Below are 16,578 nucleotides of genomic sequence, written 5' to 3'. Positions count from 1 at the left end.
ACCGTCCCCTCTTCCCGTGAAGAGGGGATTTTTTCTTTTGAAGAACAAGAACTCATTACCATGCAGAAGAAATCAATTTATGTCGCCTATACCGGCGGTACCATCGGTATGCAGCGCTCAGAAAATGGCTATATCCCGGTTTCCGGCCACTTACAGCGCCAGCTGGCGCTGATGCCTGAATTCCACCGTCCGGAAATGCCGGACTTTACCATCCACGAATATGAGCCGCTGATGGACTCCTCCGACATGACGCCGGAAGACTGGCAGCATATTGCGGACGATATTAAAGCCCATTACGACCAGTACGACGGCTTCGTGATCCTGCACGGTACCGACACCATGGCGTTCACCGCCTCGGCGCTCTCCTTCATGCTGGAGAACCTGAGCAAGCCCGTCATCGTGACCGGCTCGCAGATCCCGCTGGCGGAACTGCGTTCAGACGGGCAGATCAACCTGCTTAACTCCCTGTACGTGGCCGCTAATTACCCGATCAACGAGGTAACGCTGTTCTTCAACAACCGACTGTACCGCGGGAACCGTACCACTAAAGCGCACGCTGACGGCTTTGACGCTTTTGCCTCACCTAACCTGCAACCGCTGCTGGAAGCGGGGATCCATATCCGTCGTCTGGGCACGCCGCCCGCGCCGAATACCGCAGGCGAGCTGATCGTTCACCCCATCACCCCGCAGCCGATTGGCGTAGTGACGATTTATCCGGGTATTTCCGCTGACGTGGTGCGCAACTTCCTGCGCCAGCCGGTGAAGGCGCTGATCCTGCGCTCCTATGGTGTGGGTAACGCCCCGCAGAACGGTGAATTCCTGAAAGAGCTTCAGGAGGCGAGCGATCGCGGGATTGTGGTGGTCAACCTCACCCAGTGTATGTCCGGCAAAGTCAATATGGGCGGCTACGCCACCGGTAATGCCCTGGCGCACGCTGGGGTGATCAGTGGTTTCGATATGACCGTTGAGGCAACGCTGACTAAACTTCACTATTTACTGAGTCAGGATCTGGATATTGATTCCATTCGCCGCGCCATGATGCAAAACCTGCGCGGTGAACTGACGCCGGACGAATAAGGAGGTCCCATGAAGCAACGCGCCCTGTTACTGGTCGATTTGCAAAATGATTTCTGTGCGGGCGGTGCGCTGGCCGTCGCGGAAGGCGACAGCACCGTAGACGTCGCGAATTCGCTGATTGAGTGGTGTAAAGCTCGTGGTGAAGCGGTGGTGGCGAGTCAGGACTGGCATCCGGCAAACCACGGCAGCTTTGCCAGCCAGCACAACGTTGAGCCTTACAGCCAGGGCGAACTGGACGGGCTGGCGCAAACCTTCTGGCCCGATCACTGCGTGCAGCAGACGGAAGGCGCTGAGCTGCATCCGCTGCTGAACCAGAAGGCCATCGACGCGGTGTTCCACAAAGGTGAAAACCCAACCATCGACAGCTACAGCGCGTTCTTTGATAACGGTCATCGTCAGAAGACGGCGCTGGACGCGTGGTTGCGCCACCATGAGATCACCGAGCTGATTGTGCTGGGCCTGGCGACGGATTACTGCGTGAAGTTCACCGTGCTGGATGCGCTCCAGTTGGGCTATACCGTGAATGTCATCACCGACGGCTGTCGCGGGGTGAATATTCAGCCGCATGACAGCGCTCAGGCGTTTATGGATATGGCCGCAGAAGGCGCAACGCTGTATACGCTGGCTGACTGGATGGAGACGCAGGCGTAAGCTTTTTAGCCGGGTGACGGCTTAGCCTTACCCGGCCTACTTTCTCTGGTTTTGTAGACCGGGTAAGCGTCAGCGCCACCCGGCATTTCTTCCCCAATCCCCATAAAGTGAACTCCCTCGCATCACAAGCGAAACGGCGATGCTATTCTCTTCAGGCTGTTTTTTCGCCACGCCTTTTCTGTGGCGTGGTTATTTTTATTTGGTCAAAGAGGAACTTATATGAAACGTTTGCCCTTGCTGGCAGCATTACCCTTGCTTTGCGCGTCACTGGCTTCCGCCGCGCCCCTGATGTCCGTGGGCTACTTCAATGGCGGTGGCGATGTTACCGCCGGACCGGGTGGCGATATTAATAAACTCGACGTCCGCCAGATCACTCACCTCAACTACTCGTTTGGTCTGGTCTATAACAACGAGAAAGACGAAACCAACGCCGTGCTGAAAGATCCGGCAAAACTGCATCAAATCTGGTTATCACCTAAGGTGGCATCCGATCTGGCGTTACTTCCTCAGCTTCGTAAACAAAACCCGAACCTGAAAGTCCTGCTTTCCGTTGGCGGCTGGGGCGCGCGTGGTTTTTCTGGTGCCGCGGCGACCAAAGAGAGTCGCGCGGTATTTATTCGCTCCGCGCAGGAGATCGTCAGTCAATACGGCCTGGACGGGATCGACCTGGACTGGGAATATCCGGTCAACGGCGCGTGGGGACTTGTCGAAAGCACCCCTGCCGACAGGGATAATTTCACCGCGCTGTTAAAAGAGATGCGTGACGCGTTTGGTAAGAAAAAGCTGGTCACGATTGCGGTGGGCGCGAATGCGGAAAGTCCGAAAAGCTGGGTGGATGTGAAAGCCATTGCCCCCCTGCTCGATTACATCAACCTGATGACCTACGACATGGCGTACGGTACTCAGTATTTTAACGCGAATCTGTATGACTCCAGCGCCTGGCCGACCGTGGCCGCTGCCGATAAATACAGCGTCGATTTTGTGGTGAATAACTATCTGGCCGCCGGGCTGAAGCCGCAGCAGATGAACCTCGGAATTGGTTTCTATGGGCGCGTGCCGAAACGTGCCGTAGAGCCAGGGATCGACTGGACGAAACCGGATGCGCAAAAAAATCCTGTCACCCAGCCCTACTTCGGGCCGCAGGAACTGAGCCTGTTTAAATCGCTTGGCTATGATCTGACCAAAGATACCTATGTGAAATACAACGATATCGTCCGCAAACTGCTGAACGATCCGCAGAAACGCTTTACCGAGCACTGGGACGAACAGGCGAAAGTGCCGTGGCTGTCGGTGAAATCCGCCGACGGTAAGGCGCTGTTTGCGATTTCCTATGAGAACCCGCGCTCCGTGGCGATCAAAGCGGATTACATCAAGGAAAAAGGTCTGGCTGGCGCCATGTTCTGGGAGTACGGGGCTGACGACGAGAACCAGCTCGCGAAACAGCTGGCGGAGTCGCTTGGGATCCCGCATCAGTAGTAAGACAATCAAGCCCTCTCCCACGGGGAGAGGGTTGGGTGAGGGCATCAACCCGCACCGTTATTGCATTTTCATCGTCGCAATCGGCTTCGGCGTGATGCCGAAGTCTTCTTTCAGCTCGCGCTTGCTTTTCATCACCATCTGACCGTTAGTGTCGATGGTCATGTGCTGGGCGTCGGTATTGTGACGCGCCTGCCACAGCATCACCAGCTGCAAACTGTTCTCTTTTTGCTCAGGTGTGAGCGCCACACCGTCCGGCCATTTTCCCAGCTCAACGGCCGTCACCAGACGCTGATAAACCTCCGGGGTCATACCTGCAATCATGTCATCAATATTCATGATCTCTCCCTTTCAAAGGAATAATTTGCTGAATCGTTTTTTCAACCCTTGGTCTGGTCGCCGTTTTCATCATCGGTAAAGCTCATGGAAGCCGAATTTACGCAGAAACGCTCCCCCGTCGGCTGCGGGCCATCCGGGAAAACATGCCCGAGATGGGCGTCGCAGTTCCCGCAACGAATTTCGGTGCGTACCATGCCGTGCGAGGTGTCCGTCAGGTAGCGGATCGCATCATCGCTTACAGGCTCGTAAAAGCTCGGCCAGCCGCAGCCAGAATCGTACTTCGTCTGGGAGTTAAACAGCGGTGCATCACACACCAGGCAGTGGTAGACGCCTTCCCGTTTGTTGTGCAGCAAACGCCCGGAAAACGGCGGTTCTGTGCCGTGATTTTGCGTCACGTAAAACTGCATCTCTGTAAGGTTTTTTTTCAAATCGTCGGGGTTACGTTGGTTCGACATATGCTTACATCTCGCTGTTGAAACAGACATCTTTTAACCCAGATTCTAACAAAACATTAACACCCGCGCGTGCACTTTTGTTCTAAACTTATGTGCCGCGAAAAGGCGGTCAGGCAATTGTGATCAATTTCACATTTTAATCCTGCGAGGCCTTTAAAATTCCGGGCGCAGCCCCCATGTGGTTGCTAGCTCAAAGGGAAAGTGAGGCGAGTCAGTCGCACAAACGTTAGTCACAGGATTGATTTGTCGCAATGATTGACACGATTCCGCTTGACGCTGCGTAAGGTTTTTGTAATTTTACAGGCAACCTTTTATTCACTAACAAATAGCTGGTGGAATATATGACTATCAAAGTAGGTATCAACGGTTTTGGCCGTATCGGCCGTATTGTTTTCCGTGCTGCTCAGAAACGTTCTGACATCGAAATCGTTGGTATCAACGATCTCCTGGACGCTGAATACATGGCGTACATGCTGAAGTACGACTCAACTCACGGTCGTTTCGACGGCACCGTTGAAGTGAAAGACGGCCACCTGGTTGTTAATGGCAAAACCATCCGCGTTACTGCTGAGAAAGACCCAGCTAACCTGAAATGGAACGAAATCGGTGTTGACGTTGTAGCTGAAGCTACCGGTATCTTCCTGACCGACGAAACTGCACGTAAACACATCACTGCGGGTGCGAAGAAAGTTGTTCTGACTGGTCCTTCCAAAGACAACACCCCAATGTTCGTTCGCGGTGCAAACTTCGAAACTTACGCTGGCCAGGACATCGTTTCCAACGCATCCTGCACCACCAACTGCCTGGCACCGCTGGCTAAAGTTATCAACGACAACTTCGGCATCATCGAAGGTCTGATGACTACCGTTCACGCAACCACCGCTACTCAGAAAACCGTTGATGGCCCGTCTCACAAAGACTGGCGCGGCGGCCGTGGCGCGGCTCAGAACATCATCCCATCTTCTACCGGTGCTGCTAAAGCAGTAGGTAAAGTACTGCCAGAACTGAATGGCAAACTGACTGGTATGGCGTTCCGCGTTCCAACTCCTAACGTATCCGTTGTTGACCTGACCGTTCGTCTGGAAAAAGCTGCTTCTTATGAAGAAATTAAGAAAGCAATCAAAGCTGCTTCCGAAGGCCCAATGAAAGGCGTTCTGGGTTATACCGAAGACGACGTTGTATCTACCGATTTCAACGGCGAAGTGTGCACTTCCGTGTTCGATGCTAAAGCAGGTATCGCACTGAACGACAACTTCGTGAAACTGGTTTCCTGGTACGACAACGAAACTGGCTACTCTAACAAAGTACTGGACCTGATCGCTCACATCTCCAAATAAGTTGAGATGAGTGCTTGATCCTAAAAGGCGACTTCGGTCGCCTTTTTTATTGTTTTTAGACAGAGGATTGCTTAATGATTAATAAAATTTTTGCACTTCCGGTAGTCGAACAACTTACCCCTGTGCTCTCCCGCCGTCAGATCGACGGTGCCGATATCATCGTCGTTGATCATCCGCGCGTTAAAGCCTCCGTAGCGCTCAATGGCGCCCACCTGCTCTCCTGGAAACCAGAAGGTGAAGAAGAAGGCCTGTGGCTGAGCGAGGCCACCTCGTTCAAAAAAGGGGCGGCGATCCGCGGCGGCGTACCGATCTGCTGGCCATGGTTTGGCCCGTCAGCGCAGCAGGGTTTACCCTCACACGGTTTCGCCCGTAACCAGCAGTGGACGCTGAAAGCCCACAACGAAGATGAAAACGGTGCGGTGTTGACCTTTGAACTCCAGGCGAATGATGAAACGCGTGCCCTGTGGCCACACGAGTTCACCCTGTATGCCCGCTTCAAGCTGGGTAAAACCTGCGAGATTGAACTGGAAGCGCACGGCGAATTTGAAACAACGTCCGCCCTGCACACCTATTTCAACGTAGGCGACATTCAGGCCGTTAAGGTGAGCGGACTTGGCGATACCTTTATCGACAAAGTGGATAACGCGAAAGAAGGCAAGCTGGACGACGGCGTGCAGACTTTCCCGGATCGTACCGACCGCGTGTATCTGCACCCGGAAGCCTGTAGCGTCATCCACGACAGCGCGCTGAACCGCGGTATTGATGTGGTTCATCACCACCACAGCAACGTGGTGGGCTGGAACCCGGGCCCTGCCCTTTCCGTCAGCATGGCGGATATCCCGGATGACGGTTACAAGACCTTCGTGTGCGTGGAAACCGCGTGCGTGACCGCGCCGCAGAAAACCAGCGAAGAAAAACCGTCCCGCTTAGGCCAGACGATCAAGATTGTGAAGCGCTAATATTGTTCAGGCATCATAAAAAACAAACGGGGCGCTAGCGCCCCGTTTTAATGCATCACGTTCTGGTCAGAACTTGTAGGTCACACCCACGGAGAAGATGCCAGACCAGGACTTGTCGACCATCGGGCTGTCTTTCACCTCATCGCTCAGACGAATGTAACGGCCAGTGCCGTACACATTCCAGTCACCGAGGAAGTTATACGAGGCGGTGAGTTCCAGGTACGGGTCCCAGCCATCATCCGCGCTGTAGCTCTTCAGACCGCTGCGGCGAGACTCCGCTTTAGACACGCCATAGTAGTAGTCGTTGTAATTCTCGCTGCTGTACTGCACACCAATACCCGGCGTCAGCGTCACTGCGCCGTTGGTATAGCGATAAAGCCACGCCAGATCCCAGATGAAGCCGTTGCTGTTGTCCAGGGTATCGCCCGCCAGCGCAGTGCGCAGGAAGCCATACTCGGTATTATGGACGTAAGAAAGCCCCGCCATCAGTGAGCTTCTGCGTTTGTCCAGCTGACGAAGCGCATTGCTGTCGCTGTCGCCTGGTTTAAAGTGCGTTGGATCGTAATAGGCCATGATGGAGAGCTTATCGGCCGTATCGTTCCACAGATAGTAGCCACCGCCCAACCCACGGAACCAGAAGTTATCGCCTTCATAGGTGACAACGGGGACAGGATAAACGTCGCGGTCATACTGCTTGTACGGGCTGTTAATCACGCCAGCACCCGCGCCAACAGTCCACTGGCTCTCAGCCTGTACGGTGCTCGCTGCGGTAGCGGCAAGGATGCCCAATGCCAGAAGTTTGAGTTTGGTCACAATCCATTCTTTCCTGTAGTCAAATAATCAGCGGGTGAAGTGTAACCGCCATTCCCGTACATCCCAAAATTTTTTGCGCGCTAATCCGTTTGATTAACCCGTTATTTTTCATTTTTCAGATGACATCCCGCTTTCATTTATGTGACCGATAAATGAAAAACCCACTTTTCGCTTATAACCGCAGTGGAAATTTTTGGATGAGTTATTGATATGTCATTGAAAGTAGATTTTATCCGTATGCAAGTTTTGCAATTGCCATCTACGCTTTAATTTAAGAAGAGGTTTTGCTGAACACCCTGCGGTTCATAGCCTTCGACCTGGCACACAGGTTGCTGCTCTGGCAGTGAGGTGCGAAAAATTCTCTTCCGGGAGCCTCCACTACTCATACGAACGGCTCTTATCCTGTGCTAAAAAACGAAAGGACGGCATGCCATGAATATATTCGATCACTATCGCCAGCGCTACGAAGCTGCCAAGGACGAAGAGTTCACACTGCAGGAGTTTCTTACCATTTGTCGGCAAGATCGCAGTGCCTATGCCAATGCGGCAGAACGGCTATTGATGGCTATTGGTGAGCCAAACATGGTTGATACTGCCCTGGAGCCACGGCTTTCCCGTCTATTTTCGAATCGGGTGGTCGCCCGATACCCGGCGTTTGAAGAGTTCTATGGCATGGAAGACGCCATTGAGCAGATCGTCTCCTACCTGAAGCATGCCGCTCAGGGGCTGGAAGAGAAGAAACAGATCCTTTACCTGCTGGGTCCTGTCGGTGGGGGTAAATCCTCCCTGGCTGAACGGCTGAAAGCGCTGATGCAGCGCGTGCCGATCTATGTGCTGAGCGCCAACGGCGAACGCAGCCCGGTCAATGACCATCCGCTGTGCCTGTTTAATCCGCAAGAGGATGCGCAAATTCTGGAAAAAGAGTTTGGAATTCCGCATCGCTATCTCGGTACGATCATGTCGCCGTGGGCGGCAAAACGTCTGCACGAGTTTGGCGGGGACATCACCAAGTTCCGCGTCGTGAAAGTGTGGCCGTCTATCCTCGAGCAGATCGCCATCGCTAAAACTGAACCCGGTGACGAGAACAACCAGGATATCTCGGCGCTGGTGGGTAAAGTCGATATCCGTAAGCTGGAGCATCACGCGCAAAACGACCCGGATGCCTACGGTTATTCCGGTGCGCTGTGCCGCGCCAACCAGGGGATTATGGAATTTGTCGAGATGTTTAAAGCACCGATCAAAGTGCTGCATCCGCTACTGACCGCCACCCAGGAAGGGAACTACAACGGGACAGAAGGTATTTCCGCCCTGCCGTTTAACGGGATTATCCTTGCCCACTCTAACGAATCTGAATGGGTGACCTTCCGTAACAACAAAAACAATGAGGCGTTCCTTGACCGTGTGTACATCGTCAAAGTGCCTTATTGCCTGCGGATCTCCGAGGAGATCAAGATTTACGAAAAACTGCTCAACCACAGTGAGCTGGTTCATGCCCCTTGCGCACCGGGAACGCTGGAAACACTGTCGCGCTTCTCGATCCTGTCGCGCCTGAAAGAGCCGGAAAATTCCAGCATCTACTCAAAAATGCGCGTGTATGACGGTGAAAGCCTGAAGGATACCGACCCGAAAGCGAAATCGTACCAGGAATACCGCGATTACGCAGGGGTCGACGAAGGGATGAACGGTTTGTCGACGCGTTTCGCGTTTAAGATCCTCTCCCGCGTCTTTAACTTCGACCACGCGGAGGTGGCCGCCAACCCGGTACATCTGTTCTACGTGCTGGAACAGCAAATTGAACGTGAACAGTTCCCACAGGAGCAGGCTGAACGCTACCTGGAGTTCCTGAAAGGCTACCTGATCCCGAAATACGCCGAGTTTATCGGCAAAGAGATCCAGACCGCCTACCTGGAATCCTATTCCGAATACGGCCAGAACATCTTCGACCGGTACGTCACCTACGCTGACTTCTGGATCCAGGATCAGGAGTATCGCGACCCGGATACCGGCCAGCTGTTTGACCGTGAATCCCTGAACGCGGAACTTGAAAAAATCGAGAAACCAGCCGGGATCAGCAATCCGAAAGACTTCCGAAACGAGATTGTGAACTTCGTGCTGCGCGCCAGAGCGCATAACAACGGCCGCAATCCGAACTGGACCAGCTACGAAAAACTGCGCACGGTTATAGAGAAGAAAATGTTCTCTAACACGGAAGAGCTGTTGCCGGTCATCTCGTTCAACGCCAAAACCTCAACCGACGAGCAGAAAAAGCACGACGATTTTGTCGACCGTATGATGGAAAAAGGCTATACCCGCAAACAGGTCCGCCTGCTCTGTGAATGGTATCTGCGCGTGCGTAAATCGTCTTAAGACAAGTGCCCGGTAACGCGCTTACCGGGCCAACAAAATGTCCGGTACTTACGGACGCTGCAAGTTGGCAAATGCAGTACGGGGGATATATGACCTGGTTTATTGACCGGCGTCTTAACGGCAAAAACAAGAGCACGGTGAATCGCCAGCGCTTCTTGCGCCGTTATAAATCGCAAATTAAACAGTCGATCTCCGAGGCCATCAACAAACGCTCGGTGACCGACGTCGACAGCGGCGAATCCGTCTCCATCCCTAACGATGACATCAGCGAACCGATGTTTCATCAGGGGCGTGGCGGCCTTCGCCATCGCGTGCACCCAGGTAATGACCACTTCGTCCAGAATGACAGAATCGAGCGGCCCCAAGGCGGAGGCGGCGGTTCTGGCAGCGGTCAGGGGCAGGCCAGCCAGGACGGTGAAGGCCAGGACGAGTTCGTCTTTCAGATTTCAAAAGACGAATATCTCGACCTGCTGTTTGAGGATCTGGCCCTGCCGAATCTGAGAAAGAATCAGCACCGTCAGCTCAACGAATACAAAACCCATCGCGCGGGTTATACCGCAAACGGGGTGCCCGCCAACATCAGCGTGGTGCGTTCACTGCAAAACTCACTGGCGCGACGCACGGCGATGACGGCAGGCAAACGGCGCGAACTGCGCGAGCTGGAAACCAGCCTGAAAGTGGTGGAAAACACGGAACCCGCACAACTGCTGGAAGAGGAGCGCCTGCGTAAAGAGATCGCCGAACTGAGGGCGAAGATCGACCGGGTGCCGTTTATCGACACGTTCGACCTGCGCTACAAGAACTACGAAAAACGGCCGGAGCCTTCCAGTCAGGCGGTGATGTTCTGCCTGATGGACGTATCAGGTTCAATGGATCAGGCCACCAAGGATATGGCTAAGCGTTTTTATATTCTGCTCTATCTGTTCCTGAGCAGAACGTATAAGAACGTGGAGGTGGTCTACATCCGCCATCACACTCAGGCGAAAGAGGTGGATGAACATGAGTTCTTCTACTCGCAGGAGACCGGCGGCACCATCGTGTCGAGCGCCCTGAAGCTGATGGACGAGGTGGTGAAGGAGCGCTACGATCCGGCGCAGTGGAATATCTACGCCGCGCAGGCATCGGATGGCGATAACTGGGCGGATGACTCGCCGCTGTGTCATGAAATTCTGGCGAAGAAGATCCTGCCGGTGGTGCGTTACTACAGCTACATTGAAATTACCCGTCGCGCCCACCAGACGCTGTGGCGTGAGTATGAGCATCTGCAAGCGATGTTCGATAACTTTGCGATGCAGCACATTCGTGACCAGGATGACATCTACCCGGTCTTCCGGGAACTGTTCCAGAAACAGTCGTCCACCAGCAACGCATGACCCAACAGCCAGCGCACCCGCTGGCTGTTTTCTTTCAGCCCTCTCCGTCCCGTGCTAATGTAGCAAGCTACGTATTGGCAAATCACAGGTGAAATCGTTATGTCTGATGACGTGATCGGGACGACGACCCATCAGCGGCTAATCAGCTTATTAACCGAGCAGGAGGCGCGCTTTCGCGTGGTGGCGCATGAGGCCGTTGGGAAATGCGAAGCGGTCAGTGAAATTCGCGGGACCGATCTCCGGCAGGGTGCAAAAGCACTGGTCTGCAAGGTAAAAGGCAACGGTGTTAAGAAACATATTCTGGCAATCCTCGCCGCCGATCGGCAGGCCGATCTGAGCCTTCTGGCCAGTCATTTCGGTGGGCTAAAGGCCTCTCTCGCCAGTCCGGCTGAAGTGGATGCGCTTACCGGCTGCGTCTTCGGCGCCATTCCCCCCTTCAGCTTTCATCCGGATCTGACGCTGGTCGCCGATCCGCTGCTGTTTGAGCGCTTCGATGAGATCGCCTTTAACGCCGGCCTGCTGGAAAAGTCGGTGATTATGGACACCCAGGACTATCTGCGTATCGCCCGTCCTGAACTGGTGACGTTCCGTAAACAATAAATACTGCGGCTGGCTAACGGTCAGCCGTTTTCCAGCAGCAGCACGGAAGCAATCAAAATAATGGCGATAATAAAAAACGATGAGGAGATAATCAGCGTTTCGACAAACATAGGATCGTTCATGATGCCCTCTGCTTTGCCCATTTGCCTCTTTTTTACCCCCGCACAATGACAGTTAAATGACAATGACGCGTCCGTGAAATGACTATTTTTTCGCTGAAACGATTCGCTGTTACCTATCCTCCACCGTATAAAGTCACTGTTTAAATACTTTATTTGTTACCGGTATCACGAAAAGAAATTTACGTAACCCCGATGCCAGATCTCGCAATTGTTAACCTTTTCATCATGGTTAACCCTGTTTACGGAGCACCTCAAAAATAAACCTTACACTGGCAAGGTGAATACAATGACCGAAATAATTACCCGTAAAGAAAAGATCAGTTATGGGTTAGGCGATATGGCGAGCCATATTGGGCTGGATAACGTCATTATTTTTCTGACGTTTTACTATACGGACGTGGTGGGGCTACCTGCCGCATTCGTGGGCACCATGTTTCTTCTGGCGAGAACCGCCGATGCCATAATAGACCCGGCGATGGGCTATATCGCAGACAGGACGCGCACGCGCTGGGGCAAATTCCGCCCCTGGATGCTGTGGCTGGCGCTGCCCTTTGGCGCAAGTTGTCTGCTGACCTACGCCGTGCCGGCGTCGCTCGATCTGCACGGTAAAATGATTTTCGCCACCGTCAGCTATACCCTGATGATGCTGATGTACACCGCAATCAATATTCCCTATTGCTCCATGGGCGCGGTGATCACGCCCGACAACGATGCGCGAATTTCCCTCCAGTCCTATCGTTTTTTCCTGGCCACGCTGGGTGGCGCGCTGTCGACATTCTTTATGATGCCGCTCGCAGAGTTTTTAGGCGGCGATGATAAATTACTGGGCTACCGCTGGGCGATGGCCATTATGGCGACCATCGCGGTCATCATGTTCTGGATCTGCTTCGCCAATACGCGTGAACGTATTAAGGCTCCCGCTACCCACAATAATTATCTTGCGGAACTGCGGGATTTATTACGAAACGACCAATGGCGGGTTGTCGCCGTCCTGGTATTAACCAACATTGGTTTTGGCGTTATTCGCCTTGGCGCAATGATGTATTTCGTCACTTATTATCTCGGTAGCGCAAGCTATTTTATGTGGATGCTCGGGGCGCATATTCTCGGGAAAGCCGCAGGCAGTGCGCTGGCCAAACGTCTGACGCAGAACGTCAGCAAAGTGCAGATGTTTGGATACTGTTCCGTACTGGCGGGGGTACTCAGCATCGCCCTGTTCTTTGCGCCTAAGTCAGTGCTTATTCTGGTGCCCATGACGTTTATCGTCTCCACCCTTTACCAGGCCACCACCACGCTGATGTGGGTAATGATGGCGGACGTCGCCGATTACGGCGAATGGAAACAGGGGAAACGGATGGACGGCGTGATCTTCTCCACCTTCCTCGCCGTACTCAAGCTGGGAATGGCGATCAGCGGCGCGATTGTTGGCTGGACGCTGGGCTTAAGCGGCTATGTCGCCAACGCCCCGGAACAGACCACCACGGCCATGTACTGCATCATCGCCCTCTTCACCGTCGTGCCTGGCGTCTTGTCACTCTGCGCGTTTGCCACGCTGCGCTGGTACAAGCTCGACGACAGCACAATGCAATCCATCCATCTTGCCAAACACCCTGTTTAGAAGGACGCGTTTTCCATGAGTGAGCTGATCCAACATTCCAACAGTATCGAATGGCGTTTTGAACGCCAGACCCTGCGTATTGAACCGTGGGGTGAAAACAGCCTGCGCGTCAGGGCCACCTGCTCCCCGGCTTTTGATGACGCCTTACAGGCACTGTTGCCCGCCGCCCCTTGCCAGGCTGAGATTGTCGCCGAAGCGGAAAGCCTGACGCTGCGCAACGGCAATATTACCGCGACGCTGAATCTTAAAGGACAGCTGGCCTTCTACAATCAGCGCGGCGAACTGCTGCTGGAAGAGATGTGGCGCCAGCGTTCAACGGTGGGTATCGGTGCCAGCGAGAAGAGCCAGGATAAATATGTCAGCGCCCTGAAGCTGGATGGCCGCGAATTTAAGCCGCTAATGGGGGGGAAATATCAGCTCACCGTCCGGTTTGAATCGCGTCCGGATGAACGCATCTATGGCATGGGTCAGTATCAACAGCCGTGGCTGGATCTGAAAGGCTGTACGCTGGAACTGGCGCAGCGCAACTCCCAGGCCAGCGTGCCCTTTATGCAGTCCAGCCTTGGCTATGGCCTGCTGTGGAACAACCCGGCGATTGGTGAAGCCAGCTTTGCAAAAAATCAGACGGAATGGCGCGCCCGCGTCACAGGAGAAATGGACTACTGGATCACCGCCGCCGACACGGTGGCGGATATCACCCGCCAGTATGTGAAAGCCACCGGTACTCCGCCCTCCGCCCCGGCGTTTATCAGCGGGCTGTGGCAGTGCAAATTACGCTACCGCACCCAGCAGGAGGTGCTGGAGGTTGCGCGGGAGTATCGCCGCCGTAATCTGCCGCTGTCGGTGATGGTCATCGACTTTTTCCACTGGCCGAATCAGGGCACCTGGTGCTTCGACCCCGTAGACTGGCCCGATCCTGAAGGGATGGTCGACGAGCTGCGCGAAATGGGTATTGCGTTGATGGTGTCGGTGTGGCCAACGGTAGAGGCGCGCAGCCCTCTCTACCCGCTGATGAAAGCCAAAGGCTGGCTGGTCAGCAGTGAACGTGGCGTGCAGGTCAACCTCGATTTTATGGGCAATACCACCTTCTTTGATGCGACCCATCCTGAGGCGCGGAAATTCGTCTGGGGTACGGTGAAGAAAAATTACTACGACATGGGCATTAAGCTGTTCTGGCTGGACGAAGCCGAACCGGAATACCGCGCCTATGATTTTGACAACTATCGCTACCACGCCGGTCCGGTGCTGGAAGTGGGCAATCGCTACCCGCGTGACTTTGCGCAGGGCTTTTACGATGGGCTCCAGGCAAACGGCGAAACGGACATTGTTAACCTGGTACGCTGCGCCTGGGCAGGCAGCCAGCGCTTCGGCGTGCTGGCGTGGTCGGGTGATGTTCACTCCTCGTTCCATGCTTTTCGCAATCAACTCGCCGCGGGACTGAATATGGGGCTGGCGGGGATCCCATGGTGGACAACCGATATCGGTGGCTTCCAGGGAGGGAACGTTAACGACCCGGCGTTCCACGAATTGCTGATCCGTTGGTTCCAGTGGGCGGTGTTTACACCGGTTCTGCGCATGCACGGCTATCGCGAACCGCAGATCCAGCCCCCGGAGCGCTACCGTGACGGCATTCCTCAGTGTAACAGCGGTTCGCCTAATGAGCTGTGGAGTTACGGAGAAGAGAATTACGCCATCATGCAGCACTGGCTTACCGTGCGCGAAACCCTGCGCCCGTATATTGACGCGTTGTACCAGCAGGCTCATCTGCACGGAGACCCGCTCATGCGTCCGCTGTTCTGGCACTATCCGCAGGATAAGCAGAGCTGGGCGTGTGAAGATCAGTATCTGTTTGGCGAAGATCTTCTGGTGGCGCCGGTTATGCAGGCCGGTCAGCGTGAGCGCAATGTCTGGCTGCCGACGGGCAATAGCTGGGTCGCTCTCAACGGTGAGCGCTACGCCGGTGGGGAGCATATCCGGGTGCCTGCGGCGCTGGAAACCATCCCGGTGTTTATCCGCGAAGGAAGTCCACTTATCCAGCAGCTGGTGGACTGACGTCAGGCAAGTGCCCAAAAATAGACAATTTTTTCAGTAAAGCCTGCCTGCCGTCGCGTTTGCGCGTAAAGTAAGCAGGCTTACTATTTTTGGCAAGGATCCCGTCATGTTCGACCCTACTCTGCTCATACTTCTGGCCCTGGCTGCTCTGGGTTTTGTCAGCCACAACACCACCGTCGCGATTTCCATTCTGGTCCTGATCATCGTTCGCGTCACACCATTGAATACCTTCTTCCCGTGGATAGAAAAACAGGGGCTTACCATCGGGATCATTATTTTGACCATCGGCGTGATGGCCCCGATTGCCAGCGGAACGCTACCGGCCTCAACGCTGCTGCACTCCTTTGTAAACTGGAAATCGCTGGTGGCGATTGCGGTGGGCGTTTTTGTCTCATGGCTTGGCGGGCGCGGCGTGACGCTGATGAGCAGCCAGCCTTCACTGGTGGCCGGGCTGCTGGTGGGCACCGTGTTAGGCGTGGCGCTGTTTCGTGGCGTGCCGGTTGGCCCGCTGATTGCTGCCGGACTGGTTTCGCTGTTTATCGGGAAGTCGTAGTCAGGCTGGCGATATAGCGAGCGGGCGTCTGTCCCAGTCCTTTCTTAAACATGGTGATGAAGGCGGTGGTGGAGTCATACCCCAGCGCCTGCGCCGCCTGCTGAACCGACTTTCCGCCGATCAAAAACTGCAATGCGACAATCAGCTGGAGCTGGTGCCGCCAGCGGCGAAAGCTCAAGCCAGTCTCTTTCACCACCAGCCGCGCCAGATTGCGTTCGCTCATGGCAAAGTGGCTGGCCCACTGCGCCAGCGTCTGCCAGGCGGCAGGTTCGTTTGCCATGGTCTCACTCATCAGGCGAATTTTTGGATGCGGAGATACCGGCAGCTGTAGATGCTCCTGCGGTTGCAGGGGCAGTTCATCAAACAGGACGTCAACCAGCCTTCCGGTAGCGGGAAGAGGCAGTTCCTCCCGTGACCTGTCCGCAAGCGCCAGCACCAGCTCCCGAACCAGGGGCGATATTTTCAGCGTACAGGTACGCGTCGGCAATTCGAGCGCACCGGGTTCAATAAACAGCAGACAGAGCTGCGCGCCGGGCGTCGCCTTGTTGCTGTGCGGCGTTTGTCCCGGGATCCACACCGCATACTGGGGCGGCACCATCAGCATCGCGTTCTCCACTTCACAGGTGATCGCTCCCCCCAGCGCCATAATCAGCTGCCCTTTGCGGTGCTGATGCAGCGGAATATATTGTTCCTGTGCCACCACGCGGATGCGAAAGGCCACCGCCGCGTCGTGCTGGCTATCGGGATCGTAGCCATCGAGCCCCAGTCCGTACATAAAGTTGTCCG

16 protein-coding genes are annotated in these 16,578 nt (G+C 54.7%); 11 read left to right on the top strand and 5 right to left on the bottom strand.

What is annotated here, in order from left to right; genetic code table 11:
- The first annotated feature begins 60 nt into the window (after positions 1-60).
- The 3 genes from ansA (at position 61) to L463_RS09875 (ending at position 3,204) form a co-directional block, all read left to right on the top strand.
- On the top strand, positions 61-1,077 hold the full coding sequence (gene ansA, locus L463_RS09865; RefSeq protein WP_023303507.1) for an asparaginase: 1,017 nt from the start codon (positions 61-63) through the stop codon (positions 1,075-1,077).
- Positions 1,078-1,086: 9 nt separating this feature from the next.
- Positions 1,087-1,728 (top strand): bifunctional nicotinamidase/pyrazinamidase, encoded by a 642-nt coding sequence (pncA, locus tag L463_RS09870; protein WP_017384686.1) that lies wholly within the window; start codon positions 1,087-1,089, stop codon positions 1,726-1,728.
- 219 nt (positions 1,729-1,947) lie between these two features.
- Entirely contained in the window at positions 1,948-3,204 is a 1,257-nt protein-coding gene (locus tag L463_RS09875) for a chitinase ChiD (RefSeq protein ID WP_032104147.1), read from the top strand.
- 60 nt (positions 3,205-3,264) lie between these two features.
- Here the strand turns inward: L463_RS09875 and L463_RS09880 are convergent, their stop codons facing one another.
- Positions 3,265-3,543: a YeaC family protein gene (locus L463_RS09880; RefSeq protein WP_003857863.1), complete on the bottom strand. Its 279-nt coding sequence runs from the start codon at positions 3,541-3,543 to the stop codon at positions 3,265-3,267.
- 41 nt (positions 3,544-3,584) lie between these two features.
- Entirely contained in the window at positions 3,585-3,998 is a 414-nt protein-coding gene (gene msrB, locus L463_RS09885) for a peptide-methionine (R)-S-oxide reductase MsrB (RefSeq protein ID WP_003857865.1), read from the bottom strand.
- A 341-nt stretch (positions 3,999-4,339) separates the two neighbouring features.
- On the opposite strand from msrB, the gene gapA reads away from it, so the two are divergent.
- Positions 4,340-5,335 carry a glyceraldehyde-3-phosphate dehydrogenase gene (gene gapA / locus L463_RS09890; RefSeq protein WP_006809136.1) on the top strand — a complete coding sequence of 332 codons (996 nt, stop codon included), beginning with the start codon at positions 4,340-4,342 and terminating at the stop codon, positions 5,333-5,335.
- A gap of 74 nt (positions 5,336-5,409) precedes the next feature.
- Positions 5,410-6,294, top strand: coding sequence for a D-hexose-6-phosphate mutarotase (locus L463_RS09895; protein WP_032104146.1), 885 nt, complete (start codon positions 5,410-5,412; stop codon positions 6,292-6,294).
- A 66-nt stretch (positions 6,295-6,360) separates the two neighbouring features.
- On the opposite strand, the gene L463_RS09900 is transcribed toward L463_RS09895, so the two are convergent.
- Positions 6,361-7,107 carry a MipA/OmpV family protein gene (locus L463_RS09900; RefSeq protein ID WP_017384691.1) on the bottom strand — a complete coding sequence of 249 codons (747 nt, stop codon included), beginning with the start codon at positions 7,105-7,107 and terminating at the stop codon, positions 6,361-6,363.
- 432 nt (positions 7,108-7,539) lie between these two features.
- Here L463_RS09900 and yeaG point away from each other — a divergent pair, with 432 nt between their 5' ends.
- From yeaG to L463_RS09915, 3 genes are all read left to right on the top strand, one after another.
- Entirely contained in the window at positions 7,540-9,474 is a 1,935-nt protein-coding gene (gene yeaG, locus L463_RS09905; RefSeq protein ID WP_006809140.1) for a protein kinase YeaG, read from the top strand.
- An 89-nt stretch (positions 9,475-9,563) separates the two neighbouring features.
- Positions 9,564-10,847, top strand: a complete 1,284-nt coding sequence (locus L463_RS09910) for a YeaH/YhbH family protein (RefSeq protein ID WP_023296325.1) — start codon at positions 9,564-9,566, stop codon at positions 10,845-10,847.
- A 99-nt stretch (positions 10,848-10,946) separates the two neighbouring features.
- Positions 10,947-11,447 (top strand): YbaK/prolyl-tRNA synthetase associated domain-containing protein, encoded by a 501-nt coding sequence (locus L463_RS09915; protein WP_015570783.1) that lies wholly within the window; start codon positions 10,947-10,949, stop codon positions 11,445-11,447.
- A 20-nt stretch (positions 11,448-11,467) separates the two neighbouring features.
- Here the strand turns inward: L463_RS09915 and yoaI are convergent, their stop codons facing one another.
- The gene (gene yoaI / locus L463_RS24575) at positions 11,468-11,569 is read right to left on the bottom strand and encodes a small membrane protein YoaI (protein WP_017384693.1); all 102 of its coding nucleotides are present in this window, start codon (positions 11,567-11,569) and stop codon (positions 11,468-11,470) included.
- A gap of 286 nt (positions 11,570-11,855) precedes the next feature.
- On the opposite strand from yoaI, the gene L463_RS09920 reads away from it, so the two are divergent.
- The 3 genes from L463_RS09920 to L463_RS09930 all read left to right on the top strand — a co-directional run bounded on the left by L463_RS09920 (position 11,856) and on the right by L463_RS09930 (position 15,792).
- The gene (locus L463_RS09920) at positions 11,856-13,187 is read left to right on the top strand and encodes a glycoside-pentoside-hexuronide (GPH):cation symporter (RefSeq protein WP_015570785.1); all 1,332 of its coding nucleotides are present in this window, start codon (positions 11,856-11,858) and stop codon (positions 13,185-13,187) included.
- A 15-nt stretch (positions 13,188-13,202) separates the two neighbouring features.
- Positions 13,203-15,239 carry a glycoside hydrolase family 31 protein gene (locus L463_RS09925; protein ID WP_023296324.1) on the top strand — a complete coding sequence of 679 codons (2,037 nt, stop codon included), beginning with the start codon at positions 13,203-13,205 and terminating at the stop codon, positions 15,237-15,239.
- Positions 15,240-15,345: 106 nt separating this feature from the next.
- Positions 15,346-15,792: a DUF441 domain-containing protein gene (locus tag L463_RS09930; protein ID WP_003857881.1), complete on the top strand. Its 447-nt coding sequence runs from the start codon at positions 15,346-15,348 to the stop codon at positions 15,790-15,792.
- On the opposite strand, the gene L463_RS09935 is transcribed toward L463_RS09930, so the two are convergent.
- The gene (locus L463_RS09935; protein WP_017384695.1) at positions 15,776-16,567 is read right to left on the bottom strand and encodes an AraC family transcriptional regulator; all 792 of its coding nucleotides are present in this window, start codon (positions 16,565-16,567) and stop codon (positions 15,776-15,778) included. The genes L463_RS09930 and L463_RS09935 overlap by 17 nt on opposite strands.
- Positions 16,568-16,578: the final 11 nt, after the last annotated feature.

The sequence above is a fragment of the Enterobacter sp. BIDMC 27 genome, from assembly GCF_000534415.1.
Classification (GTDB): Bacteria; Pseudomonadota; Gammaproteobacteria; order Enterobacterales; family Enterobacteriaceae; genus Enterobacter; species Enterobacter hormaechei_C.
This window is presented reverse-complemented; position numbering and strand designations above follow the sequence as displayed.